This is a genomic window from Zobellia barbeyronii, from assembly GCF_018603515.1.
Lineage (GTDB): Bacteria > Bacteroidota > Bacteroidia > Flavobacteriales > Flavobacteriaceae > Zobellia > Zobellia barbeyronii.
In genome coordinates this window covers 836,942-861,576 of sequence record NZ_JACATN010000003.1, presented here as the reverse complement: position 1 = coordinate 861,576, position 24,635 = coordinate 836,942, and the positions used below count along the sequence as shown (strand labels likewise).

The 24,635-nt window shown below is 36.3% G+C and carries 21 protein-coding genes and 1 riboswitch; of the genes, 13 read left to right on the top strand and 8 right to left on the bottom strand.

Annotated elements, in window-relative coordinates:
* The first annotated feature begins 38 nt into the window (after positions 1-38).
* Both HW347_RS12180 and HW347_RS12175 read left to right on the top strand, forming a co-directional pair.
* Positions 39-566 (top strand): inorganic diphosphatase, encoded by a 528-nt coding sequence (locus HW347_RS12180; RefSeq protein ID WP_194533855.1) that lies wholly within the window; start codon positions 39-41, stop codon positions 564-566.
* 108 nt (positions 567-674) lie between these two features.
* The gene (locus tag HW347_RS12175; RefSeq protein ID WP_214612085.1) at positions 675-3,050 is read left to right on the top strand and encodes a sodium-translocating pyrophosphatase; all 2,376 of its coding nucleotides are present in this window, start codon (positions 675-677) and stop codon (positions 3,048-3,050) included.
* A 52-nt stretch (positions 3,051-3,102) separates the two neighbouring features.
* On the opposite strand, the gene HW347_RS12170 is transcribed toward HW347_RS12175, so the two are convergent.
* Entirely contained in the window at positions 3,103-3,807 is a 705-nt protein-coding gene (locus HW347_RS12170) for an energy transducer TonB (protein WP_214612084.1), read from the bottom strand.
* A 179-nt stretch (positions 3,808-3,986) separates the two neighbouring features.
* Here HW347_RS12170 and HW347_RS12165 point away from each other — a divergent pair, with 179 nt between their 5' ends.
* Positions 3,987-4,994, top strand: coding sequence for an App1 family protein (locus HW347_RS12165; RefSeq protein ID WP_214612165.1), 1,008 nt, complete (start codon positions 3,987-3,989; stop codon positions 4,992-4,994).
* 7 nt (positions 4,995-5,001) lie between these two features.
* Here HW347_RS12165 and HW347_RS12160 read toward each other — a convergent pair whose 3' ends face one another.
* Positions 5,002-5,616, bottom strand: coding sequence for a deoxynucleoside kinase (locus HW347_RS12160; RefSeq protein ID WP_214612083.1), 615 nt, complete (start codon positions 5,614-5,616; stop codon positions 5,002-5,004).
* A gap of 197 nt (positions 5,617-5,813) precedes the next feature.
* Between HW347_RS12160 and HW347_RS12155 the strand changes: the two genes are divergently transcribed.
* The 6 genes from HW347_RS12155 (at position 5,814) to HW347_RS12130 (ending at position 17,182) form a co-directional block, all read left to right on the top strand.
* Complete coding sequence (locus tag HW347_RS12155; protein ID WP_317195318.1) at positions 5,814-6,668, top strand: GLPGLI family protein; 855 nt, start codon at positions 5,814-5,816, stop codon at positions 6,666-6,668.
* 47 nt (positions 6,669-6,715) lie between these two features.
* A complete protein-coding gene (locus HW347_RS12150; protein ID WP_214612082.1) occupies positions 6,716-9,394 on the top strand; it encodes a carboxypeptidase-like regulatory domain-containing protein in 2,679 nt (892 codons plus the stop codon).
* Positions 9,395-9,660: 266 nt separating this feature from the next.
* Entirely contained in the window at positions 9,661-10,917 is a 1,257-nt protein-coding gene (gene metK / locus HW347_RS12145; protein ID WP_214612081.1) for a methionine adenosyltransferase, read from the top strand.
* Positions 10,918-10,993: 76 nt separating this feature from the next.
* Positions 10,994-11,106, top strand: a riboswitch (SAM riboswitch).
* Between the two features lie 123 nt (positions 11,107-11,229).
* Entirely contained in the window at positions 11,230-12,504 is a 1,275-nt protein-coding gene (locus HW347_RS12140) for an O-acetylhomoserine aminocarboxypropyltransferase/cysteine synthase family protein (protein ID WP_214612080.1), read from the top strand.
* Positions 12,505-12,579: 75 nt separating this feature from the next.
* On the top strand, positions 12,580-15,966 hold the full coding sequence (thrA, locus tag HW347_RS12135) for a bifunctional aspartate kinase/homoserine dehydrogenase I (RefSeq protein ID WP_214612079.1): 3,387 nt from the start codon (positions 12,580-12,582) through the stop codon (positions 15,964-15,966).
* 52 nt (positions 15,967-16,018) lie between these two features.
* Positions 16,019-17,182 carry a trans-sulfuration enzyme family protein gene (locus HW347_RS12130; RefSeq protein ID WP_214612078.1) on the top strand — a complete coding sequence of 388 codons (1,164 nt, stop codon included), beginning with the start codon at positions 16,019-16,021 and terminating at the stop codon, positions 17,180-17,182.
* A gap of 251 nt (positions 17,183-17,433) precedes the next feature.
* On the opposite strand, the gene HW347_RS12125 is transcribed toward HW347_RS12130, so the two are convergent.
* From HW347_RS12125 to HW347_RS12100, 6 genes are all read right to left on the bottom strand, one after another.
* Positions 17,434-18,090: a hypothetical protein gene (locus tag HW347_RS12125; RefSeq protein ID WP_214612077.1), complete on the bottom strand. Its 657-nt coding sequence runs from the start codon at positions 18,088-18,090 to the stop codon at positions 17,434-17,436.
* A 125-nt stretch (positions 18,091-18,215) separates the two neighbouring features.
* On the bottom strand, positions 18,216-19,076 hold the full coding sequence (locus tag HW347_RS12120; RefSeq protein ID WP_214612076.1) for an alpha/beta hydrolase: 861 nt from the start codon (positions 19,074-19,076) through the stop codon (positions 18,216-18,218).
* A 25-nt stretch (positions 19,077-19,101) separates the two neighbouring features.
* Positions 19,102-19,515 carry a hypothetical protein gene (locus tag HW347_RS12115; protein WP_214612075.1) on the bottom strand — a complete coding sequence of 138 codons (414 nt, stop codon included), beginning with the start codon at positions 19,513-19,515 and terminating at the stop codon, positions 19,102-19,104.
* 72 nt (positions 19,516-19,587) lie between these two features.
* Complete coding sequence (locus HW347_RS12110) at positions 19,588-19,815, bottom strand: hypothetical protein (RefSeq protein WP_214612074.1); 228 nt, start codon at positions 19,813-19,815, stop codon at positions 19,588-19,590.
* A gap of 440 nt (positions 19,816-20,255) precedes the next feature.
* Entirely contained in the window at positions 20,256-21,410 is a 1,155-nt protein-coding gene (locus tag HW347_RS12105) for a serine hydrolase domain-containing protein (protein WP_214612073.1), read from the bottom strand.
* Between the two features lie 5 nt (positions 21,411-21,415).
* Complete coding sequence (locus tag HW347_RS12100; protein ID WP_214612072.1) at positions 21,416-22,000, bottom strand: hypothetical protein; 585 nt, start codon at positions 21,998-22,000, stop codon at positions 21,416-21,418.
* 153 nt (positions 22,001-22,153) lie between these two features.
* Between HW347_RS12100 and HW347_RS12095 the strand changes: the two genes are divergently transcribed.
* From HW347_RS12095 to cysD, 4 genes are all read left to right on the top strand, one after another.
* On the top strand, positions 22,154-22,564 hold the full coding sequence (locus HW347_RS12095; RefSeq protein WP_214612071.1) for an RrF2 family transcriptional regulator: 411 nt from the start codon (positions 22,154-22,156) through the stop codon (positions 22,562-22,564).
* Positions 22,565-22,743: 179 nt separating this feature from the next.
* Positions 22,744-23,007, top strand: a complete 264-nt coding sequence (locus tag HW347_RS12090; protein WP_214612070.1) for a DUF2061 domain-containing protein — start codon at positions 22,744-22,746, stop codon at positions 23,005-23,007.
* A 7-nt stretch (positions 23,008-23,014) separates the two neighbouring features.
* A complete protein-coding gene (locus tag HW347_RS12085; protein ID WP_155597689.1) occupies positions 23,015-23,638 on the top strand; it encodes a phosphoadenosine phosphosulfate reductase domain-containing protein in 624 nt (207 codons plus the stop codon).
* Positions 23,639-23,698: 60 nt separating this feature from the next.
* Positions 23,699-24,613, top strand: coding sequence for a sulfate adenylyltransferase subunit CysD (cysD, locus tag HW347_RS12080; RefSeq protein ID WP_317195319.1), 915 nt, complete (start codon positions 23,699-23,701; stop codon positions 24,611-24,613).
* Positions 24,614-24,635: the final 22 nt, after the last annotated feature.

Genomic DNA, 24,635 nt, shown 5'->3' with positions numbered 1-24,635 from the left:
ATTTTTGTACCTTAGCGGTTGTAAAATAAACCTAAAAAATGGGAAAAAAAGCTGACATAACTTTTGATGTTTTAATAGAGATTCCAAAAGGAAGTAGAAATAAATACGAATACGACTTTACATTACATAAAATACGTTTTGACCGTATGCTTTTTTCGTCAATGATGTATCCTGGTGATTATGGTTTCATTCCTGAGACTTTAGCGCTGGACAAAGATCCGCTAGATGTTTTGGTAATGGGAGCAGAACCAACATATCCTATGGTAGTAATGGAAGTAAGACCAATTGGTGTCTTTCATATGACCGATGAAAAAGGGCCGGATGAAAAAATTATCTGTGTACCAGTTTCAGATCCAATATGGAGTAACAATTACGACATTAGTGATTTGAATCCTCACCGTTTAAAGGAAATTGAGCATTTCTTTAAAGTCTATAAAGATTTAGAAAAGAAGAAAGTTGATACTGGTGGATGGGGTGATGCTGAAGAAGCCGTTAAAATCTATCATGAATGTGTAGAGCGTTATGATAATAGCGAATTTAAAAAGACGCGTACATTTACGATATAAATAATAATTACTCTTCAAAAAGCCTTTTTTAGCAATAAAAAAGGCTTTTTTTTATAAGATCAATTTCATTACTTTAGTTGTCATTAGAAATCCTAAACAACAACTCAAATGGAATTAGTAGTGAAATTTTTGCCAGTATTTGGAATACTGGCTCTGGTATTCGTTTTCGTCAAGGACGTATGGGTAACCAAACAAGAAGTTGGTGACGAAAAAATGGCAAGAATAGCAAAGAATATTGCCGATGGTGCAATGTCTTTCTTGAAAGCCGAATACAAAATTCTTGCAATTTTTGTAGTAGCAGTAGCTATTCTTCTGTTTTTTAAAGGAAGTAATGAAGAAGGTTCTCACGGAATGGTGGCCCTATCATTTGTAGTAGGAGCAATTTGTTCAGCTTTAGCAGGCTTCATAGGAATGAAGGTTGCTACAAAAGCAAACGTTAGAACAACCCAAGCTGCTAAAACCTCCTTAGGCAAAGCCTTGGAAGTTGCCTTTGCAGGTGGTGCTGTAATGGGACTAGGAGTTGTTGGACTAGGAGTTTTAGGACTAAGTGTTCTGTTCATGTTTTACCAGTCTATGTGGCCTGGTGCAGAGAATTTAAGTTTAGTATTGAATGTTCTTTCAGGTTTCTCTTTAGGAGCTTCTTCTATTGCTCTTTTCGCTAGAGTAGGTGGTGGTATTTATACCAAAGCTGCTGATGTTGGTGCGGATTTAGTTGGAAAGGTTGAAGCAGGTATTCCTGAAGATCACCCTTTAAACCCTGCTACAATTGCAGATAATGTTGGTGATAATGTTGGTGATGTTGCCGGTATGGGAGCAGATTTATTTGAATCGTACGTAGGTTCTATTATAGGTACCATGGTATTGGGTGCATTTATTATTACTCCTGATTTTGCAGGTTTAGGTGCTGTCTACCTTCCTTTAGTGCTAGCTGCGGTAGGTATTGTGATGTCTATTATAGGTACCTTCTTTGTGAAAGTTAAAGATGGTGGAAATCCACAAACTGCTTTAAATGTTGGCGAATTTGGTTCTGCTGGTTTAATGGTTGTGGCTTCATACTTTATTATTACTGCCTTAATCCCAGAATCTATAGACGGTTTACCAATGGGTGCAATGGGTATATTCTATGCAACTCTTGCTGGTCTTATTGCTGGTTTAGGTGTTGGTAAGATTACGGAATACTATACAGGTACAGGTTCAAAACCAGTAAACTCAATTGTAAAACAATCTGAAACTGGTGCTGCAACAAATATAATAGCTGGTTTAGGTGTGGGAATGATGTCTACGATGATTCCTATTTTATTAATTGCAGCTGCAATTATAGTATCGCATCATTTTGCAGGTTTATATGGTATCGCAATTGCTGCTGTAGGGATGTTAGCTAATACAGGTATCCAATTAGCTGTTGATGCTTACGGACCAATATCTGATAATGCTGGTGGTATCGCAGAGATGGCAGAACTTCCTAAGGAAGTTAGAGAGCGTACAGATAAATTAGATGCAGTAGGTAATACTACAGCAGCTATAGGTAAAGGTTTTGCGATTGCTTCTGCAGCGTTAACGGCTTTAGCTTTGTTCTCTGCTTTTATGAAAGTGGCCAATGTAACTTCTATTGATGTGTCACAACCTAAAATTATGGCGGGTCTTTTAGTAGGAGGGATGCTTCCTTTTGTATTCTCCGCGTTGTCAATGAATGCTGTAGGTCGTGCTGCAATGGCAATGATCGAAGAAGTAAGACGTCAATTTAGAGATATTCCTCAGTTAAAAGCCGCTTTACAGGTAATGCGAGAGGTAGATTCAGATATGTCAAAAGCGACACCAGAACAACGTGCTATTTTTGATGCCGCCGATGGTTATGCGGAATATGACAAGTGTGTGGATATTTCTACAAAAGCTTCTATTAGAGAAATGGTTTTGCCGGGCCTATTGGCAATAGTGGTTCCAGTTGCGGTTGGTTTTATAGGTGGTGCAGAAATGCTAGGTGGTCTTTTGGCTGGTGTAACAACTTGTGGTGTTCTAATGGCAATCTTCCAATCTAATGCTGGTGGTGCTTGGGATAACGCTAAGAAGATGATTGAGTCTGATGGTCGTAAAGGTACGGATGCACACAAAGCAGCCGTTGTAGGTGATACGGTGGGTGATCCATTTAAAGATACTTCGGGACCTTCTTTAAATATTCTTTTAAAATTGATGTCTGTTGTGGCTTTGGTTATTGCGCCAAGTATTGCAATGGAAGCTACTGGCATGGCCGGTGTAGAGAATAATAAAGAGATTAGGATTGAAATGAATGACCTAGATTCTCACATGGCCGAGGCAACAATTGCATATACTACAGTTGTGAACGGTGAAAAATTATCTCAAGAGAAAATTTTTAAAGGAACTCAATCAGACGTAAAAAATCAATTGATGGCTTTTGAGAAAAACGTTGAATCGAATAAAGGTAAAGAAACCGAAATCACTATTGAAAATGTGGATATTCGAAAATAACTTAACCTAATTCATATTTAAAAAGGGACCATGAAAATGGTCCCTTTTTTATTTATTGAAGTCTAAAATTTATTGGGATGCTAAAAGGGACTCTTACTGGTGTACCCCTCTGTTTTCCCGGTTCCATTTGAGGTAGTTTATCTATTATTCTTTTGGCTTCTTTTTCAAGGCTTTTGTCTGGTCCTCGCAATTGTACATTGCCAATGCTTCCGTCTTTTTGTATTACAAACATAATATTCACCCTGCCTTGTATGCCCATTTCTTGTGCAGATTCAGGATATCTAAAGTTTTTTGCAATATGTTTGTTCATCATTGTTTGGAAACACGCTCTTTTGTTCTGTTCCTTTTCACATCCTGGAAAAACCGGTACATCTTCAATAACCATAAAGGACATCTCTTCTGGCTCATCGTTATCCATTACTTCAATATCTGAGACCTCTAAGATTTTTTCTTCTTGGTCTGTTTCGGAAGATTCAATTATGTCTTCTATTTCTTCGTCTTCATCATCAATTATCTCAATAATAGGTGGCGCCTGAATTTGTTTAGGAGATGGTGGTGTTTTAAACTCTACCAAAATGGGTAGCTCTTCAGTTAGCTCATCCTCAATATTCATAGAAATATCATAGTCATAGGAATGATCGTAGGTTTTCCATTCAAATGCTGCTAGGGTTAACATAAGAACAAATAGTAGTCCAAATAGAAAGTAAATGGGTCGGTTGCGGTTCAGGTCCTGTTGTGGATTTTTCTTTGGCTTCATTTTTTTTGAATTTTAGCGTCTATCTGCAGAATAGATTTGGTTAAACTTACTGCTGAACTCTTTTCTAAAAAACCACCGTTGAGGGAAACCTACCTTTGGTTGCGTGAACGTTCCTTTTGAGCACTTGTAGTTTTTTATTAGGTCTAGTCCAAGTGCTATATTTAAGTATATTTGATGCTATGGGTTTATTCGGGAAGAAAGACAAGTTGCAGATCATTGCTTTTCAGAGTTATGGTACGGATTCGCATTTTTATGCACGCGGCCGAGCTTTGGAGGATGAAGAAATAGATTTGTCCCAAAAAGGTTTCTTCAATCTAATTTGGAACAGTTACAAACGATTTGAAACCGATGAAATAAGACACACCTCCGTGAAGGTAAAACTATCAGATGGTAGAATATTATCCGGTAAAACCGATAGGAGAGGCTATTACGTTTTTGATGAATCCCTTGAGGATTTAGGTCAGCTTACCAATCAGGAAGGATGGTTAAACTATGAAATTGCATATGATGATAGTGCTCTGCGTAGAGAAATACTTCATCAAAACCGCTTTCCGGGTGAGGTTTTAATTCCTTCTAAAAATGCGGAATTTGGAGTTATAAGCGATATAGATGATACCATCTTACATACCGGTGTAGTATCTTCTCTAAAGTGGCGTGTGGTGGTGAACACTATTTTAAAACGTGCAAGTAAGCGAACACCACTTAAGGGTTCGGCAGAGTTTTATGGTTTGTTACATAGAGGAAAATCCGGAGCAGCTGCTAATCCAATCTTTTACGTAAGCCACAGCCCATGGAACTTGTACCGCTATCTAGAACTTTTTCTTCAAGAAAATGATTTTCCAAAAGGACCTATTCTTTTGCGAAATTTTCCCAGATTGGGAGGTGGTAAATCAAGAGCAGAGAAACCTCAAAAACAAAAGGAAATACTCAATATCTTAAAAACCTATCCGAATCTAAAATTTATCTTGATAGGAGATAGTGGTGAGCATGACGCAGATATTTATAAAGAAATAGCAGAGCTTTACCCTAAACAAGTTAGCGCAATCTATTTAAGAAGTGTAGCCCATAAAAGGAGAATGGAACGCGTAAGCGGACTGTTCGAAACCTACAAAACAACACCGGTATTATTGGTGGAAAGTAGTGAACAGGCCATTGCTCATGCTAAAGAAAATGGTTTTATAAAATGATTTCTACCTAGAATAAGCCGTTAATCTCTGCATCGATTTTATTGATAACTGTACCTAAATCTTCAGGTTCATCAACAAAATCTAAATTGTCTACATCAATTATAAGAAGGTTTCCTTTGCTATAACCATGTATCCATGCTTCGTAACGTTCATTTAGTCTACTCAAGTAGTCTATTGATATACTGTTCTCATATTCACGGCCTCTTTTATGAATTTGTTTTACCAAATTAGGAATAGAGCTACGTAAATAAATAAGCAGGTCAGGAGGTTGAACTAAGCTTTCCATCAACTCAAAAAGACTTTGGTAATTAGTAAAATCCCTATTGGTCATAAGGCCCATAGCATGCAAGTTGGGTGCAAAAATATAGGCATCTTCATAAATGGTCCGATCTTGTATAATATCCTTGCCACTTTCTCTTATTTGGAGGATTTGACGAAACCTTGTGTTCAAAAAGTAGATTTGAAGATTAAAACTCCAACGTTCCATTTGATTATAAAAATCATCTAGATACGGGTTGTCTACGACCTCTTCAAAATTGGCTTCCCAGTTGTAATGTTTTGCTAATAATCTAGTTAAGGTTGTTTTTCCCGCACCGATGTTTCCGGCAACTGCTATGTGCATAGAGCTAAATTAATTAATGGTTGTGTTGTTGTTTTCAGAACAATTAGAAGGTACAAGATACAAGATAACTGTATGAAGTAAAAAAAATATTTCAAGCACAGAGGAAAAAATGTTTAAATGCGCATTTATTTTCTTTTGAAAGGTGGATTAAACCAAATGGATTTTTCACAGTCTTAAATTCAATCTAACAAACTATTATGATGAAAGATAAGTGGTCTATAGGTTTAATTCTTGTTTTGCTATGCGCTAGTTCGTACGCACAAGATTTTCAGGGAAAAGCAACATACCAGAGCAAGACTCAGGTAAATATGGATTTTGGAGGTAGAAAAATACCAGAAGACCGTAAAAAGGAGATAATGGAGCGCATGAAAAAGGCCAATGAAAAAACCTTTGAGCTTACTTTCAATCAGACAGAATCTATATATGAGGAAGAAGAACAGTTAGAACAACCAGGAGGTAGAGAAGGTGGTAGAAGACCACGTTTTGGTGCTATGATGGCTTCTGGTGGTGATTTATACAAGGATATTAAAAGCCAGAGATATTTAATCAAAAACGAGCTTTTGGGTAAAATTTTTCTAGTTGATGATGAATTGGAGAAACTAGATTGGAAATTAGAAAGTGATACCAAACAGATAGGGAATTATACGGCTTTTAAGGCTACGGCTGTAAAGACTATAAAACGTCCTAATATGAGAGCTGTTTTTCGCCGTCCAAATGATTTGGAGAAGAAAGAAGGTGAGAAAAAAGATGAGGAATTCATTATAAAGGAAGTTGAAATTATAGCGTGGTATACTCCAGAGATACCTATTAACCAAGGTCCAGCTTCCTATTGGGGGCTTCCGGGACTTATTCTTGCTGTAAGTGATGATATTACGACTATAGTGTGTTCTGAAATCACTTTAAACCCATCTGAGAAAATAGAAATCAAGGCTCCGAGTAAAGGTAAAAAAGTTACTCAGACGGAATATGATGAGATATCACAGGAGAAGATGAAAGAGATGCGCGAAAACTTTAGGAATAGACGTGGACGAGGAGACGGCCGCCCTCAATAATATTTCTATTCACAAACTATTACCAAGTTGCATCTAACAATTTCATAATGAGAAATATTTTATTATTTGTCTTTTTCCTTACCATGGTAACCATGGGCGTGGCTCAAGAAATTTCATTGACCGGAACGGTTAAGGACAGTTTAGATGTGGGTGTGGATATGGCTAACGTTATAGCTATAAATACGGAAACCAAAGGGTTGGAATCGTATGGCATTACAAACCATGCCGGGCTGTATAAGTTAAAGCTGAAATCTGGATTTCAATACACGGTAAAAGTTAGTTACTTGGGTTTTAAGACCGAGTCATTTACGTTTACCGCAACTGATGCCGATGCCGTTAAGGACATTATCATGCAGGAACAGGCAAGTCAATTAGATGAGGTAGAGGTAACTTATGAAATGCCAGTGTCCGTAAAAGGCGATACTATTGTTTATGATACGGATGCTTTTGTTTCTGGTACCGAAAAAAAGCTGAAAGACGTTCTGGAGAATCTTCCAGGTATAGAGATAAACGATGATGGTCAGATAGAGGTAGAGGGGAAGACTGTTAGCAAGGTTATGGTAGAAGGGAAAGATTTTTTTGATGGCGATACTAAATTGGCTGTTGAAAATATTCCCGCAAATGCTCTAAGTAAGGTTGAAGTATTAAGAAATTTCAATGAGGTTTCTCAAATGAAAGGCCTTACTAATGATGATGATAATGTGGCCTTGAACATTAGGCTGAAAGAAGGGAAAAAGAATTTTTGGTTTGGTGAGTTAACGGCGGGCTTTGGTCCTGATGATAGATATCTAGCACATCCTAAACTTTTCTATTACAGTCCCAAATACAGCATTAATATTATTACCGATTTAAACAATCTAGGCGAAGTTCCTTTTACTCGGAACGACTATAGAAATTTTACCGGTGGCTTTAGGAATATAAACTCAAGAGGAGGTAGTTCAATAGCAACCGGAGCTGATGGGTTGGGTCTTTCTACAGCACAGAACAATAGAGCTAATGATATAGATACTAAGTTTGCTGCGGCCAACTTTAGTTATGCGCCAACTGAGACATTAGACCTAAGTGGTTTCGGAATTTATTCCTATACAGGAACGTTAATGAAATCTCAAAGAAATACCACCTATATAGCTAGTAACGATGTAGAAAATGCCACAACAAATACAGATCAGACGGTACACCTTGGGCTAGCGAAATTTAGTGCTAGATATAAACCCAATGCTAATTTTCAATTGGATTATGATGCGCTTTTAAAGCAATCCGATGATAATGAAGAGGTAGATGTGCTTTCCATATCCAATATTACGGACGAGATTTCTGAAGTTAAAAAGCAAAGGCCTTTAGCGGTGAATCAGAATCTTAATCTCTACTATACATTGAATGAAAAGAACATTTTTGCAGTAGAGGCACAGCATTTGTATCAAGACGAAGACCCTTTTTATGAAGCAATTAGGAGTGAATTTGCTTTTGCCGATATTTTTCCAGTAGATGAAAATCAAAATCTATATAATATAAATCAATCTAAAAATGTGATCACCAATAAAGTAGATGCAAAGGTTGATTATTATCGTGTGCTTGGTTCTAAAAGTAACCTCAATCTTACACTAGGAACCACCCAAAGTCATCAGAACTTTAGTTCGGATATCTTTCAGATTTTAGATAATGAAGATACGTTAGATATGACTGGAGTTGAGTTTGGTAATGACGTTACTTTTAATGTTTCGGATTTGTATTTGGGACTTCATTATAAAGTCATCGCAGGAATTTTTACTTTTAATCCAGGAGTTACACTCCATCAATTCAATGTTAAGAATGAGCAATTAGCAACTGTAGTAGAAGATAATCTTACCTCTCTATTACCGGATTTATATATTAATGCCCAGTTGAAAAAATCAGAAAACATACGTTTCAATTACCGGGTAACAAGGGCTTTTACAGATGTCAGCAATTTTGCGCAAGGGTATGTTGCTAATAATTATAACTCTCTTTATAGTGGCAACAGAGATTTAGAAAGTGCTCTAAATCACAATCTATCGTTGAATTTCTTTAGTTTCAATATGTTCAATTTGACCAACATTTTTGCGAACGTAGCCTATACCAAACGAATAGATGCGCTAAAAAGTAGTGCTGATATTATTGGAATTAATAGGGTGAGTACGACTATCAATTCCAATTTTGAAGATGAGTCATTGTCCGCAAGTGGGAATTATGAACGCACTTTTGGCAAGATAAAAGGTTCTGTAAGAGGGAATGTGTCATGGTCTACAACCAATAATTTAATTGATAACCTGCAACGTACATCCAATTCTTTTACGCAAAACTATACGGGGGCATTATCAACTAATTTTAAAGATGCACCCAATTTAGAATTGGGGTACAGATATACCGTAAATAATTATGAAAACGGAAATTTAGAGACTACATACTTTACAAGCAGGCCTTATGCTAGGTTTGATGCTACTTTTCTGAAGAACTTTATTTTTAATATTGATTATGACTATTATAATTATACAGACAAGGAAGATACTATTGCCAATACGTATAGTTTTTTAGAATCTAATATTACGTATCAAAAGAAAGATAGCCATTGGGAGTATGGTATAAAAGGCACCAACTTGCTAAATACCACTACATTGAATAGAGATAGTACCAATGATTTATTTTTTACTACCCAGACCTATTTTGTGCAGCCTCGCTACATACTTTTTTCGGTAAAATATGACCTATAATTAATAATGAATAGGGGGTTTAAATATGTTATTTATTAATTGAGGCAATAAATAACACGATATTAATATATTGAACTGAACATTTTTTATACTTTTGCGTCCTAGTTATAAATAAAGAGGAGGGATTTGACTGATTGCAACCTCTGTTTTGAGTCTGAGTTAGACTATGAAACAAAAAAAATGCTAAAGCAGTTGATGTTGAATTTTTTCACATCATCTTCTTCGGGCATTGCGTTCAAATCCTTTTATAAAAATAAAAGTTTGTTATGCCATATTTATTTACTTCCGAATCTGTTAGCGAAGGACACCCTGATAAAGTTGCCGATCAAATAAGCGATGCCTTATTAGATCACTTTTTGGCTTTTGATCCAGAAAGCAAGGTTGCTTGTGAAACTTTGGTTACCACAGGTCAGGTAGTTTTAGCCGGAGAGGTTAAGAGCGATACTTATTTAGATGTTCAAACCATTGCAAGAGATGTAATCAATGGAATTGGTTATACCAAAGGTGAATATCAGTTTAGTGGAGACTCTTGTGGGGTTATTTCACTTATTCATGAGCAGTCTCAAGACATTAGCCAAGGTGTAGATCGCGGTCAAAAAGAACAGCAAGGAGCAGGAGATCAAGGTATGATGTTCGGTTATGCTACTAAAGAGACAGAAAACTACATGCCTTTGGCTTTAGATATTTCGCATAAAATTCTTCAGAATTTAGCAGACTTACGTAGAGAAGGTAAAATCATAGATTACTTAAGACCAGATGCCAAATCTCAGGTTACTATTGAGTATTCTGATGATAATGTGCCCCAGCGAATAGATACTATTGTCATCTCTACACAACATGATGCTTTTGATGCGGATGATGATGTTATGTTAGCTAAAATCAAAAAAGATCTTGTAGAGATTTTAATACCAAGGGTTGTTGGGCAATTGCCTGAGGCAACTCAAAACTTATTTGACGATAAGATTAAATATCACATTAACCCAACCGGAAAGTTTGTAATTGGTGGGCCTCATGGTGATACCGGACTTACGGGAAGAAAAATAATTGTTGATACTTACGGTGGTAAAGGAGCTCACGGTGGTGGTGCTTTTAGTGGAAAAGACCCAAGTAAGGTAGATAGAAGTGCCGCTTATGCAGCACGTCATATTGCTAAGAATTTAGTGGCAGCAGGTGTTGCCAATGAAATTTTGGTGCAGGTTAGTTATGCTATTGGAGTGGTAGAGCCTACTTCCATATATGTGGACACGTACGGTACATCTAACGTAAGCCTTTCTGATGGTGAAATTGCCAAGAAGGTGAAGGCACTTTTTGATATGCGTCCACATGCTATTGAAGAACGTTTAAAGTTGCGTAACCCTATTTATTTAGAATCTGCAGCTTATGGCCATATGGGTAAAGAACCAAGAACAGTAACTAAGGTTTTTGAATCGCCATACAACGGTCGTATTGAGAAAGAAGTAGAATTGTTTACTTGGGAAAAGTTAGACATGGTAGATGAGGTGAAAAAAGCCTTTAATTTATAAATTTTTCAAAAATGTTGGTGAATTTAAATTCACCGACTATATATTTGCATTCACAAAAGTTCAAACACGTATTGAATAGTTATCAAGAAAGGTGGAGGGAATAGACCCTTTGAAACCTTAGCAACCCTTTGCCTCTTTGCGCAGAGAAGGTGCTACATTCTATCCCTGTAATATTGGGACAGATAACAAAATAGATTACTCATACTAATCTTTTGCCTTCTTATAACTCTTTTGATATTTTACCTAATTGCGAGGCTGCAGTTTAGGGTTGGGCTTTTAATTATTTTAAATAACAATTAAAAATCTAAGATTATGAGTGACCAGAAATTCTCAACCAACGCATTACATGCCGGACATGATACTACGCAGACTGCGGGTACACGTGCTGTGCCTATTTATCAGACATCATCATACGTTTTTAATGATACGGACCATGCAGCTAATTTATTTTCGTTAGCAGAACTTGGTTTTATATATACGAGATTGAACAACCCTACCAATCAAATTCTTCAAGATAGATTGGCTGCCGTAGAAGGTGGGGTAGGAGCTGTAGTTTTTGCTTCGGGAACTGCTGCTATTTCTACAGGTTTATTGACACTTTTAAAAGCGGGAGACCATATTGTGGCTTCCAGCAGTTTATACGGTGGTACTTTCAATTTATTGAATGTTACCTTGCCAAGATTGGGAATCACTACAACTTTTGTAGATGCATCTGATCCAGAAAGTTTTGGAAAAGCAGTACAAGATAATACTAGAGCTTTCTTTGTAGAGTCTTTAGGAAATCCAAAATTGGATGTACTTGATTTAAAAGCGATTTCAAAACAGGCTAAAGCGGCACAGGTTCCTTTTATTGTAGATAACACAGTAGCTTCGCCAGCACTTTTGAATCCAATTGAGCATGGTGCTAACCTGGTTATACATTCACTTACTAAATATATTGGTGGTCATGGTTCTTCTTTAGGTGGAGCTATAATTGACGCCGGAACTTTTGATTGGACTAACGGAAAATTCCCTGAATTTACTGAGCCATCCGCAGGTTATCACGGTTTGGTTTATAGCGAAGCTTTAGGTGCAGCTGCTTTTACTTTCAAATTGATTTTAGAAGGATTGCGTGATTTTGGTGGAGCTTTGAGTCCGTTTAATGCATTCCAGATTATTCAAGGTTTGGAAACATTGAATGTACGTATCAAGCAACATAGTGTAAACGCTCTAGAATTGGCTACTTGGTTAGAAGGAAGAGAAGAAGTGGCATGGGTAAACTACCCAGGTCTTAAGAGTAGTAAGTACTACGATTTAGCCAAAGAATATCTACCAAAAGGACAAAGTGGATTAGTTACGTTTGGAATAAAAGGAGGTTTTGAGGCGGCTAAAAAAGTTACCGATGCTACTAAGATTTTCTCTCTATTAGCTAACATTGGCGATACCAAATCATTAATCATTCACCCAGCTAGTACAACGCATCAGCAGTTAAATGCAGAGCAATTGGCATCAGCAGGTGTAGGTCAAGATTTAATTCGTTTGTCAGTTGGTTTGGAAGATATAGAGGATCTAAAAGCAGATTTGGAAAACGCTTTCGCAGCGCTCTAATCAATATAAGTTTTTCTATTAGAAATTAATAAGACCTAACCCGGTATTATGTCGGGTAGGTCTAATATAAGTCGTATGCTTCATCATTTGAAATTAGCAAACTATACTACAATTAGTGGGGTAACTCAAGATATTGAGTTGTCTTATCAGTTGTTTGGTCAAAAATTGCACACTGCTCCCATTGTACAGGTCAACCATGCTTTAACCGGTAACTCTAATGTTACGGGAAAAGGCGGCTGGTGGTCTGCACTTATTGGGGAGGGCAAGTGCATTGACACCAGAAAATATACGATACTATCGTTTAATATTCCCGGAAACGGAGAGGATAAATTTATTATCGATAATTATAAGGATTTCGTATCAGGAGATATTGCAAGAATTTTCTTGTTAGGTCTTCAAAAGCTTGAAATCACGAAATTGTTCGCTCTTTTGGGTGGCTCTTTAGGAGGAGGTATTGCTTGGGAAATGGCTGCACTCAACCCTAAAATGATGCAACATTTGATTCCCGTGGCATCTGATTGGAAATCTACGGATTGGTTGATAGGTAACTGTCAGATTCAAGAGCAATTTTTGGTAAATAGTAAGCAGCCTGTTCATGATGCACGTATGCATGCTATGCTTTGTTATCGTACACCGGAATCGTTCAAAGAACGTTTCAAAAGGAGTACTAATGAAGAGCTCCAGGTTTTTAATGTGGAGAGCTGGTTAAGACATCACGGAGAAAAACTGCAAGAACGTTTTCAGCTTTCGGCCTATAAATTAATGAACCAATTGCTCAAGACTATAGATGTCATGAGAGATGGGGAACAGAATTTTATCGACCTTCAAAATAGTGATGTAAACATTCATATTATTGGGGTAGATTCTGATTTGTTCTTTACGGCAAAAGAAAATAAAGAAACTTTCAAGCGTTTAGCTCAGGCTAATGGTAACGTTACTTATGGTGAGGTACATTCTCTTCATGGGCACGATGCTTTTTTGATTGAGTTTGAACAGATGGAAAGGTTGCTGGAACCTATTTTTAGTACCAATGGAAAGTCAAAACAAGCAAAGGTCCTAAAGTTTGGCGGAAAATCACTTGCCAATGGTGAAGGGTTGGAACGTGTCTTGGAAATTATTTCTAGCAAGGTAAAAGAAGGTGAAAATATTGCCGTAGTTCTGTCTGCTCGGGCAAAGGGGACGGATCAATTGGAAGCTATTTTAGAAAAGGCCGCCAATGGCGAAAACTATTATAAAGATTTTGAGGCTTTTGAAAAATATCAGAAGCATACATTTAAGAACGTTAACCTTTCGGCGGAGTTCAAAGACCTCGCAAAGTTGCTTGAAGGAGTATCTCTTTTGGGAGATTACAGCTTAAAGATAAAGGATCAGTTATTATCTTTTGGAGAGCTTATTTCCGCGAAATTGGTTACTAAATTATTGATAGGGAAAGGCATAAAAGCTGTAATGCTAGATTCTAGAAAACTGATAAAAACCGATTCTAATTTTGGCGATGCTTCTGTTAATGAAGCTTTGTCAAAAGAGAATGTGTTACGAAAGTTTGCTAAGTTAGAGGCAGATGAAGTGCCTATTATTACAGGTTTTATAGCTTCTGATGAAAAAGGAGAAACAACAACTTTGGGTAGGAACGGTAGTAACTATTCTGCAGCATTGTTCGCTAACTTTTTGAATGCAGAAGAGCTCCAGAATTACACCCATGTAGATGGTATTTACACGGCTAATCCTGATTTGGTGTCAGATGCTAAACGTATCTCTCACCTTTCTTATGGGGAGGCTAATGAACTAGCTAATTTTGGTGCTACTATTTTGCACGCCAAAACCATAATTCCATTACTGGAAAAGAATATTCCGCTGCGTATTTTAAATACGTTCAACAATGATAATGAAGGCACACTAATAAGTGCAAAGACCGAAGAGGGTGGTATTAAATCGCTATCTGTTATTGAAAATGTATCCTTAATTAATGTAGAGGGTAGAGGTCTTTTGGGTAAAGTAGGGGTGGATGCCCGTATTTTTAGCGCACTTCAAAAAAGTAATATAAGTGTTAGTATTATTTCGCAAGGTTCTTCTGAGCGAGGTATTGGGTTGGTTGTAAATGCCGATCAAGCTCTAGAAGCCAAACGTGCTTTAGATAGAGAATTTGAAAGCGATTACCAGTCTAAGGATATTAATATGATTACCGTTTTGGATGAGGTTTCGGTTATATCAATTGTGGGTCAGGACTTGAGTACGTTCCATAGACCGTACAACTCTTTGATTAAAAACCAGATTGCACCGCTACTTTTTAATAACACGGTATCTGGCAAGAACGTGAGTCTTGTCCTAAGAAAATCTGACTTGAATAAAGCATTGAATGTAATGCACGGTCAGATTTTTGGAATTAGCAAAAAGGTGAACTTGGTCATTTTTGGTCACGGAAATGTTGGTGGAACGCTTATTGACCAAATCTTAAAATCGACTAAGACCATACAAAAGCGAAAAGGTATAGACCTGAATGTTTTTGCTGTAGCCAATTCTAGAAAGATTTTATTGAATAAAAAGGGAATTCCTAAAAACTGGAAATCCGCGATTGAGGATAAAGGTATTGCTTATAGCGTTGAAGATGTTATTGCCTATACAAAAGAGCACCATTTAGAAAATCTGATTGTTGTTGATAATACGGCAAACAGTGATTTTGTAGCTCATTATTTTGAGTTTGTAGAGAATGGTTTTGATATAGTTTCGTCCAATAAAATAGCGAACACATTAGGCTTTGATTATTATCAACTATTGCGAGAAGAACTGGACAAACATCAGAAACAATACTTGTATGAAACTAATGTAGGCGCTGGTCTTCCTTTAATAGATACTATACGTTTATTACATCTTTCAGGTGAAAATATCACAGGTATAAAAGGTGTATTCTCGGGCTCGTTAAGTTATATTTTCAATACTTTTTCTGAGAGCGAAGAGCCATTTTCGAACATATTAAGAGCGGCAATGAAAAGCGGCTTTACGGAACCAGACCCTCGTGAAGACCTTTCCGGTAATGACGTAGGTAGAAAGCTGTTGATTCTTGCAAGAGAATTGGATTTGAGCAATGAGTTTTCTGATATAAATATTGAAAACCTAATACCGGAAGAATTGAGAGATGGCGATGTAAACCATTTTCTTGACAACCTAGATTTGGTAGATGCGAAGTTCAACGAAATTAAAAAGAATCAGAAACCAGGTCATGTATTACGATATGTGGGCGATTTACACGGAAACCTTCAAGAAGAGAAAGGTATATTAGATGTAAAACTTGTTTCGGTGCCAAAAGAAAGTGCTTTAGGGCAAGTAAAAGGTTCTGATTCTATAATTGAGATTTATACGGAATCTTATGGTAAAAATCCATTAGTGATACAAGGAGCGGGAGCAGGCGCTGCAGTTACGGCAAGAGGTGTTTTTGGGGATATCCTCAGAATAGCCGAAAAAGGATAAATTATAAAATTGAAACAGTAGAGAAAGTTCTCTTTCTGTAAATTACATGATCATGGAAAAGAAATTTGAAACGAACGCCATTCGAACACAGTTGGAACGTACTAAAAATCTAGAGCACTCTGTACCAATGTACATGACTTCTAGTTTTGTGTTTGAAGATGCAGAAGATATGCGCGCTTCGTTTGCGGAAGAGAAAGAAAGAAACATCTACTCGCGTTATTCAAATCCCAATTCATCTGAATTCATAGAGAAGGTATGCCAGATGGAAGGTGCCGAAAATGGGTTTGCTTTTGCTTCGGGAATGGCTGCTGTATTTTCTACGTTGGCGGCGCTTTTAGATAGTGGCGACCATGTGCTTTCTGCACGTAGTATTTTTGGGTCAACACATTCGTTGTTCACTAACTTTTTCCCGAAATGGAATATTGATCATAGCTACTTTAAGATTGATGACTTAGATGCTATTGAGGGATTGATTACACCAAAGACCAAAATCATATATGCAGAATCTCCTACTAACCCAGGTGTAGATATACTGGATTTGGAAGCTTTAGGAAAGATTGCAAAAAAGCATAATTTAATATTGGTAATAGACAATTGTTTTGCATCACCTTACTTACAACAGCCTATTAAATTTGGAGCAGATTTGGTAATCCACTCTGGAACGAAATTAATGGATGGTCAAGGTCGTGTGCTTGCAGGTATTACTGTAGGGTCTAAAGAATTAATAGATAAAGTATATCGTTTCTCTCGTATTACCGGGCCGGCATTGTCTCCTTTTAATGCTTGGGTACTTTCTAAAAGCTTGGAAACACTAGCGGTACGTGTTGACCGTCATTGTGAAAATGCATTGAAATTAGCGGAATTTTTGGAAGCGAATGAGAAAGTGAATTGGGTGAAATATCCATTTCTAAAATCGCACCCTAAATATGAAATTGCTAAAAAGCAGATGAAAGCCGGTGGGTGTGTAGTAGCTTTTGAGATTAAGGGTGGACTACAAGCCGGACAAAAGTTTTTCGACTCTATAAAAATGTTATCGCTTTCGGCTAACTTGGGTGATGCACGTAGTATAGTAACGCATCCTGCCTCTACTACTCATAGTAAGCTTTCTGTAGAAGAAAGAGCAGAAACGGGCATCACAGACGGTATGGTGCGTGTCTCTGTAGGTCTAGAGCATATAGATGATATTATTGCCGATATTTCTCAGGCGTTAGGGTAGAGAAGAAAATACTGTAGCATTTTATTTTAGTAGTTACTAAAAAAGAAAAGCTTCCCAACGGGAAGCTTTTTTATTATCTAGAAGCCTAGTTTTTTTACCACAGCCAAGGGTTCCAAAAGATTAATTCATTAGCTTTTCTAGATTCTTCAAAAAAATTAGTAGGGGAGAGTCCATCTAACTATAGGCTGGAGCACCGTTAGTAGGTGTCTTGTTTTTTTTTGAGGCTTCAAAATGATGTACTTAGTATCTATTTATAGTTTTTTGGAAGCCACAGTTTTTGGGCTAACCTTTCTTTTCCAATAGATAATATAGATAGTTCCAAGAACGGTAGGAAGTGTCCAGGCAATGAGGTTTCCAATGCTAAGACCAGCAATTATAAATGCCGTAATAGAAGCAATTAAGGCACCTATCATTTTGCCGATATGTGATATTAACCACCCATTTTTGGTCTTCTGAGAATTTCTATAAAACTGAAAGTCTTTAAGCGTCAAGAGCAGCCCAAACCCTCCAAAAAATACATATAATACACCCATAGTATTCGTGTTCAAAAGGGTATATATGCCAATTCCCAGCATTATCACCGAAAAGAAAAACATACTTCCTGAAATTACTTTGTCTATTAAATCGGCTTCAGTTTTTATTTTGAAAGCCAACGCACGATTGCCGACCAGAACAAGATATATGGTGAATAAGCCTATTAGTAATAGAAATAGATTTTCATGATTTGGCGTCATGGCTATTGGCATGGAAATTACAGAACTACCAATCATTCCAATAGAGAACAATTTGCCGAATTTTTTGTGTAACGAGCTACCTTTTTTAACAATGATGCTTCCTATTCCGGTAATCAAGCCCACTCCTCCAAAGAAAGCGTGTAGGTAAATAAAGAAAGTAATCGTTTGTTCCATGGTGTTTGTATTGGTTATTAAAGTAAAACTCGGACAATACCATGGTTTTTTAAAGAAGATGTTTCTGAGTTGTAGTTATTAGGGGGTGAATTGAAAAAATGTTTAGTAATGTCATTTGTTGACGTTTATTGCTCCAGTAATGTGCTAAGCTGTTGATTAGTCTCGTCCGGTAAATCCTTTAGCGTTTGAATGTGCTGCGTATTTGTTTCCCAAAATGTTTTTGGTTCTTTGGCAGAAGCAAAAATCATTTGGCCACGTTCAATAGGAACTGCCCTGTCTTTTGTACTGTGAATAATTAGTTTTGGTATGTTTTTTATATCCGCAATATCTCTAATGGCCACATAATCTTGATTATATGCTGTGGAATCTTTAATGAAATTACGCATCAAGAATCCCTGAAAATTATCTTCAATAAAGCTGTAGGCAGATGCTAAAGAACCATCTAAAACCAAAGCGTCTACTTTATCAGGGTTGCCTTTGGTAAGCTTAACGGCAACTTGGCCACCTAAAGACATGCCGTATACTACGGTTTTGATACTGTCATTTTTAACATGCTTCAAAAAATCTGTGAATGCTGCTTCAGAATCTTTCAAAATCCCCCTATAATTGGGTTTTCCGGTGGATTTTCCATAACCTCTCCAATCCGTAGAATATACTTTAAATCCATTATTGACTAAGGGTTTAATTAAATCTGCATACGTACTGGTGTTACCGCTATTTCCTCTAACTAGAAATATGTTAGCTTTTGGATTCGTTTTTGGACTGAATATATAGGTGTGTATGGTAATAGAATCTTCTACTTGTAAAGTATTTTCTGAAAAATTGAAATCAGTCATATCACCAACCTCCGTAGAAGGTCTGTAAAATAGTATTGTTTCGTTATTAGTAATCAAAGCCTTTGTATAAGGGTCAGACAGATAAAGATACGCGGCGTAAATAGCTAATAGAATTAGTATAGAAAGGCTAATAGTTTTTATTTTTTTCATGTTTTAAAGTGGTTGCTAAGTTAAATTAGAGCCATTGCTGTAAAGTGTTCTTCATATTCATTCTGGGCATTGAAAAGGTATTCGACCTTTTGTCTAAGAACTCAATCAGTAAGATGTTTTTTTTAATTAATTCTGATGTATTCAAGTTTAAATTTCCAATCTGCTCTTTACTTTTTTTGTTTATTTCAAATAGGAGCTCTATTATATTTTCAATATGAACTTCATTCATATTACCAACTATATTCAATAAGTCTTCATTTGATTTTTCTATAATTTCTACCAATGATAAATCAAATTCACTTTTTAGTGCTTGGTCAATCTCGTTTGCTTCTGAGCCTATATTTCCAGCATTAGAACCTTTTACCTTACCAATAAGCATCTGTATAAGCATGGTTAGCCTTTGTATTTCTCTTAAGATAAAATCTTTTTCGTCAATCAAAATTTATATAGATTTAATGAAAATCCAAGGCAGTTTGGAATGAATGTGGGGTGGTATAATAAGTACTTCTAATTAAACCGCTTTCGCAAACGGTGTTCTATCTGTAGGTAAGTCCAACTGAGATAAAACAGCATCTAAATCGGCTAAAGAATCTTCATCTATGACTTGAGTATAGATGGTCAATTCCTCTCGTTTCGTTTTTAATATATAATCACCAGCGAATTTTTTGACCTGTGTAATTTCATTCAAATTCATCTTTTTTTTTTTTCTGAAATAGTAGGTTTCTACTAATAGTACCATCTTTAATGGTCAGATATTGGTTTTTGTTTTCATAAAAATATTGGGCGAGGTACAAGACAAACACTACAAAGTAGGTATAGTCAAACCATTGTCTTTTGCTGCTGAAAAAGAGAGTCAAGACAACCAGAACCCCCCACAGAATAGCTATAAATAGGTTTACTCGTAATCGCTTTTTCTTATATCGGATGTTCATTTCTTGAATTTTGACGATAATACCAATAAGCCACTTAAACAACTAGACTAAAATAAGTATAATCTTACACTTTTATAAACCTTACCGTTTTGACATGGTTTAATCCATCTGATTTTTATAGCACATAGTGAGTTATCTATATAAGAAAGAGCTGAAACAGGTGTAATGGAGGGTATAGGTTGTGTGACCGTCTTTCTTAAAAAAATAGATAGTAATATAGAAGTGGCAAACCAGATTGGCGTGAAATCTATTCGGAAAGTAGTTGTAATAATTCTGAAATAAAAGCTTGTCTTCCTTCATTATTGAGGGGAGCTTTGTTAAATAGTACGGTTATTGCTGTTTCATTTTCTAGATTTATTAATAGCTCTGAGTTGAAACCTCCAGTTAAACCATTATGTTGAATAAAGGATTTATCCGGTAGACTAGTAGGTGTAAATTTAAACCAGCCCAAACAATTTTGACTTTTTCCATAATCACCGGTTTCATATTCTTTAAAGTAAACTTCATGAGTTATCCGTATAGCATTGCCTAGTTGTGTTTCTGGGGGGGTAATATTTGCCTGAGCATAGATTAATAAATCTGAGATTGTGGAATTAATTACTCCTGCACCATCTAATGCATTCAACGTTTCCCAATAGTCTGTTTCTTTCCCTTTGTAATTATATCCCGTAGCCCAATTATCAATATTGGTATCTTCAAAATATGCCGTCGTATTACTTAGACCTAATGGAATCGTAAGTTCTTGCTGAAGTACTTTACCATAATCCATTTCATAATTTCGTTTTAAAACAGTACCAACTATTCCCATACCTACGTTAGAGTACAAAAATTGGGTAAAAGGATCAGCGTGTAACCTTGCATTTTCTATATATGAATATAAAAGGCGTTCATCATAATCGGCAAATTCTTTTCCAGCATCTTTAGATTTATTAAAGTTATTGGGCATACGACCTAAACCAGAAGTGTGTGTTAGTAAATGTTTAAAGTTAACTTCAATACCATTTCTATTTAAGGTAGGTAAATCTTCTGGTAAATACGACTTTATACTTGTTTCGATGTCTAAGTCTTGTTGCAATAACATGTTAACCGCTAGAATAGAGGTGAAAGTCTTAGAAATTGATCCAATTTCATAAAATGTGTTTTGATTAGGAATGTTGCCACTACCTTTTTTTGTTTCACCATAACCATAAAAGTGGGTTTCACCGTTCTTTAATATCCCAATGGAGAGACCTATAGTGTTTAAATTGTCCTTATAGCCGTTGTAGATATTGTCAACTGCAATATCAATATCTGACGATAAATTATTGTTGGTAAGTTCTGCCGGAATATCATCTTTTATAGTACATGAGTTAACCATTAAAAATGTAATCACTAATCCTATACAGTTTATTTTTGTCATCATGTATTTTAAAATTTACATAAAATTCCTAAAGAAATACTAGAAGAAAATCCCTCGGTTGGTCTGGAATAATTGCCCCCATCTAGTTTTATTAATTTATAACCTAAAACTGGTGCAAATGATGCTGATTTTATCTTAAAAAGGTCATAGCTATATTGCAACCCAAAAGATGGACCGAAATTACTTTTAATGCTGTTTTGAGCTATTTGTTCGTTTTGGGCATTATATTCAAACCGATCGTATAGGAATTTCGTTAGAATATAGTTTACGCCAAGATTCACCCTAACATTCAAGCGTTTGGTGAATTCAAATCGATATTGGGCACCGAAACCCAAAATATATCGGTTTTCCGTATTTATTGAATTGAAGAAACCTAAGGAGGGGTTGTATGCGAACGAATGCTTGCCTTTACGATAAAAATCCCTAGAATAAGAAACAGTACTGCCTACATCTAGGCCGTCATAGAAATCTATTAAATAGGTGTCTAAGAATACGCCAATAGTTGTTATCTTATCAGATTTTGAAAAGTCATTAGTTTGAGCATTAATAATTTGAGATATACATAAGAACAATAGTAATTTTATAAACTTCATAAGTAATTGGTTTTGTCCTTAGTTTTGAAAGAATCGATGTTTTTCAAAATTTAAATAATAGTGGCAGCGCAAATATAACTTTGGATTAGTTTCGCTTTAAGAAGGTTTTCCCAAATAAAATTTAAAAAGTGTTAAATTCCCTATATTTACCCCATGCTTTCAAAAAAGACAAAATACGGGTTAAAGGCGCTAACTTACTTGGCTGCGCAGAAAGACAAACAGCCTGTACAGATTTCTGAAATTGCTAAAGCTGAGAATATCTCACAGAAATTCTTAGAGAGTATCTTACTTTCTCTCCGCAAAAGCGGATTTTTAGGTTCCAAGAAAGGTAAAGGTGGTGGCTACTACTTAATTAAAGACCCAAAAGAAGTGCTAATGACAGATGTCATGCGTATTTTGGAAGGCCCAATTGCCATGGTTCCCTGTGTAAGTCTTAACTTCTACGAAAAATGTGCTGACTGTCCGGATGAGGCTACTTGTTCTGTAAATAAGCTCATGCTTATGGTGCGCGATGCCAATTTAGAGGTGTACCGTAACAACACTTTGGCTGATTTAATAGCCTGATTTTCCGATTATTTCATATATCTGGTAAAAAATCTTCAATATTTACTGCATTTTTTTAATAATCTACTAAATCTATAGGGTTAAAGTAAATTCTTTAGATTTCAGCCGTCTAACACAATATAAATGTACTACATTTGTTTACTCTATTAGATTGATAGGGTAATTAGATTAACACAAAAATGATTGTAGATCAATTGATTTTAGATAAAGCAGCTTCCAAAAAGAATTTTTCAGAGGATCAAAAATCTGAAAAACCTGTCCGTAGTATCGCCAAAGCGGTAAGCTGGAGGGTAATTGGTACGTTAGATACCTTGATAGTTTCTTATTTGTTAACTAATGAAGTAGCTATTGCTGCTTCTATTGCTTCTGTAGATTTTGTGACTAAGATGTTTTTGTACTTCTTTCACGAGCGTTTATGGAATAAAATTAATTGGGGTAAATAAATAGGATATGAGTTTTTCAGAAAAAGAAATCCAAAAGCTTAACGAGCGTTTTAAAGAAGCAAATCCTTCGGTAATAATTGATTGGGCTATTGAGAATGCTAAAAATGCGGTAGTTACTACCAACTTTAGACCTTACGAGGTGGCTATTCTAAATGCAGTTGCAGATGTAAAGAACGATATTCCGGTAATTTGGTGCGATACAGGTTATAACACACCAAATACATATAAGCATGCAGAAGAAATCATTGAGAAATTAGGTCTTAATATAGATTTGTATGTGCCTAAACAAACTAGCGCACACCGTGATAGTGTAATGGGAATACCTCAAATAGATGACCCAAAGCATGCCGTTTTTACCGAGCAGGTAAAACTAGAACCTTTTAAAAGAGCAATGGCTGCACATAAGCCAGATGTTTGGTTTACTAACTTAAGAAAAGGGCAAACTGCATTAAGGGATTCATTAGATATTTTGAGTGTAAGCAGAGACGGTGTTCTTAAAGTGAGTCCGTTTTATCATTGGAGCGATGCTCAATTAGATGCATATCTAGAAGAAAAGCAATTGCCTAACGAACATAAATATTTTGACCCAACAAAGGTTCTTGAGAATCGCGAGTGTGGGTTACATACTTAAAAAGACATCCCGCTTTAAGCGAAAAAATAATAATCCAAGCATAGCAGTAGCGAACAATATATTCAAAAAATTATGAGCCAAGATACATCACACATCAACGCCTTAGAAAATGAGGCCATCTACATCTTTAGAGAAGTAGCTGCTCAATTTGAGAGACCGGTACTTTTGTTTTCCGGAGGTAAAGATTCTATTACATTGGTGCGTTTGGCACAAAAGGCATTTTGGCCAGCTAAAATCCCTTTTCCTTTAATGCATATAGATACGGGTCATAACTTTCCTGAAACTATAGAGTTTAGAGATAGATTGGTTGAGGAGTTAGGTCTTGAGCTTATCGTAAGAAATGTTCAGGATTCTATTGATCAAGGTAAGGTAAAAGAAGAATCAGGTCGGTACTCAAGTAGAAACTCTTTGCAGACAACTACATTATTAGATGCTATTGAGGAATTCAAGTTTGATGCTTGTGTTGGTGGTGCTCGTAGAGATGAGGAAAAGGCAAGAGCAAAGGAGCGTATTTTTTCTGTACGTGATGATTTTGGTCAGTGGGATGAGCGTAACCAACGTCCAGAGCTTTTTGATATGTTAAACGGTCAGATAGAATTAGGACAGAACGTACGTGTTTTTCCAATTTCTAACTGGACGGAGCTAGATGTTTGGTCTTATATTAAAGAAGAAGAGATTGAAATACCTTCTATTTACTTTGCACATAAACGTAAAGTATTCTTACGTGACGGTCTAATTTGGTCACATTCTGATTATGTGTACCAAGAAGATGATGAGGAAGTTTTAGAGCGCATGGTACGTTTCCGTACTGTTGGTGATATGAGTTGTACTGCAGCTGTGTTTTCTGATGCTACCGATATTGAGTCTGTTGTTGAGGAAATTCGTGATTCTAGTATTTCTGAAAGAGGAGCCCGTATTGACGATAAAAGGTCAGAAGCGGCAATGGAGAAGAGAAAGCAACAAGGATACTTTTAGAATTCTCAAAAGAGAACTAGTT

Excerpts from the sequence above, each read along its gene's own strand:
- HW347_RS12180 (WP_194533855.1), top strand. The coding sequence starts at position 39 with ATGGGAAAAAAAGCTGACATAACTTTTGATGTTTTAATAGAGATTCCA.
- HW347_RS12175 (WP_214612085.1), top strand. The coding sequence starts at position 675 with ATGGAATTAGTAGTGAAATTTTTGCCAGTATTTGGAATACTGGCTCTG.
- HW347_RS12170 (WP_214612084.1), bottom strand. The coding sequence starts at position 3,807 with ATGAAGCCAAAGAAAAATCCACAACAGGACCTGAACCGCAACCGACCC.
- HW347_RS12165 (WP_214612165.1), top strand. The coding sequence starts at position 3,987 with ATGGGTTTATTCGGGAAGAAAGACAAGTTGCAGATCATTGCTTTTCAG.
- HW347_RS12160 (WP_214612083.1), bottom strand. The coding sequence starts at position 5,616 with ATGCACATAGCAGTTGCCGGAAACATCGGTGCGGGAAAAACAACCTTA.
- HW347_RS12155 (WP_317195318.1), top strand. The coding sequence starts at position 5,814 with ATGATGAAAGATAAGTGGTCTATAGGTTTAATTCTTGTTTTGCTATGC.
- HW347_RS12150 (WP_214612082.1), top strand. The coding sequence starts at position 6,716 with ATGAGAAATATTTTATTATTTGTCTTTTTCCTTACCATGGTAACCATG.
- metK (WP_214612081.1), top strand. The coding sequence starts at position 9,661 with ATGCCATATTTATTTACTTCCGAATCTGTTAGCGAAGGACACCCTGAT.
- HW347_RS12140 (WP_214612080.1), top strand. The coding sequence starts at position 11,230 with ATGAGTGACCAGAAATTCTCAACCAACGCATTACATGCCGGACATGAT.
- thrA (WP_214612079.1), top strand. The coding sequence starts at position 12,580 with ATGCTTCATCATTTGAAATTAGCAAACTATACTACAATTAGTGGGGTA.
- HW347_RS12130 (WP_214612078.1), top strand. The coding sequence starts at position 16,019 with ATGGAAAAGAAATTTGAAACGAACGCCATTCGAACACAGTTGGAACGT.
- HW347_RS12125 (WP_214612077.1), bottom strand. The coding sequence starts at position 18,090 with ATGGAACAAACGATTACTTTCTTTATTTACCTACACGCTTTCTTTGGA.
- HW347_RS12120 (WP_214612076.1), bottom strand. The coding sequence starts at position 19,076 with ATGAAAAAAATAAAAACTATTAGCCTTTCTATACTAATTCTATTAGCT.
- HW347_RS12110 (WP_214612074.1), bottom strand. The coding sequence starts at position 19,815 with ATGGTACTATTAGTAGAAACCTACTATTTCAGAAAAAAAAAAAAGATG.
- HW347_RS12105 (WP_214612073.1), bottom strand. The coding sequence starts at position 21,410 with ATGATGACAAAAATAAACTGTATAGGATTAGTGATTACATTTTTAATG.
- HW347_RS12100 (WP_214612072.1), bottom strand. The coding sequence starts at position 22,000 with ATGAAGTTTATAAAATTACTATTGTTCTTATGTATATCTCAAATTATT.
- HW347_RS12095 (WP_214612071.1), top strand. The coding sequence starts at position 22,154 with ATGCTTTCAAAAAAGACAAAATACGGGTTAAAGGCGCTAACTTACTTG.
- HW347_RS12090 (WP_214612070.1), top strand. The coding sequence starts at position 22,744 with ATGATTGTAGATCAATTGATTTTAGATAAAGCAGCTTCCAAAAAGAAT.
- HW347_RS12085 (WP_155597689.1), top strand. The coding sequence starts at position 23,015 with ATGAGTTTTTCAGAAAAAGAAATCCAAAAGCTTAACGAGCGTTTTAAA.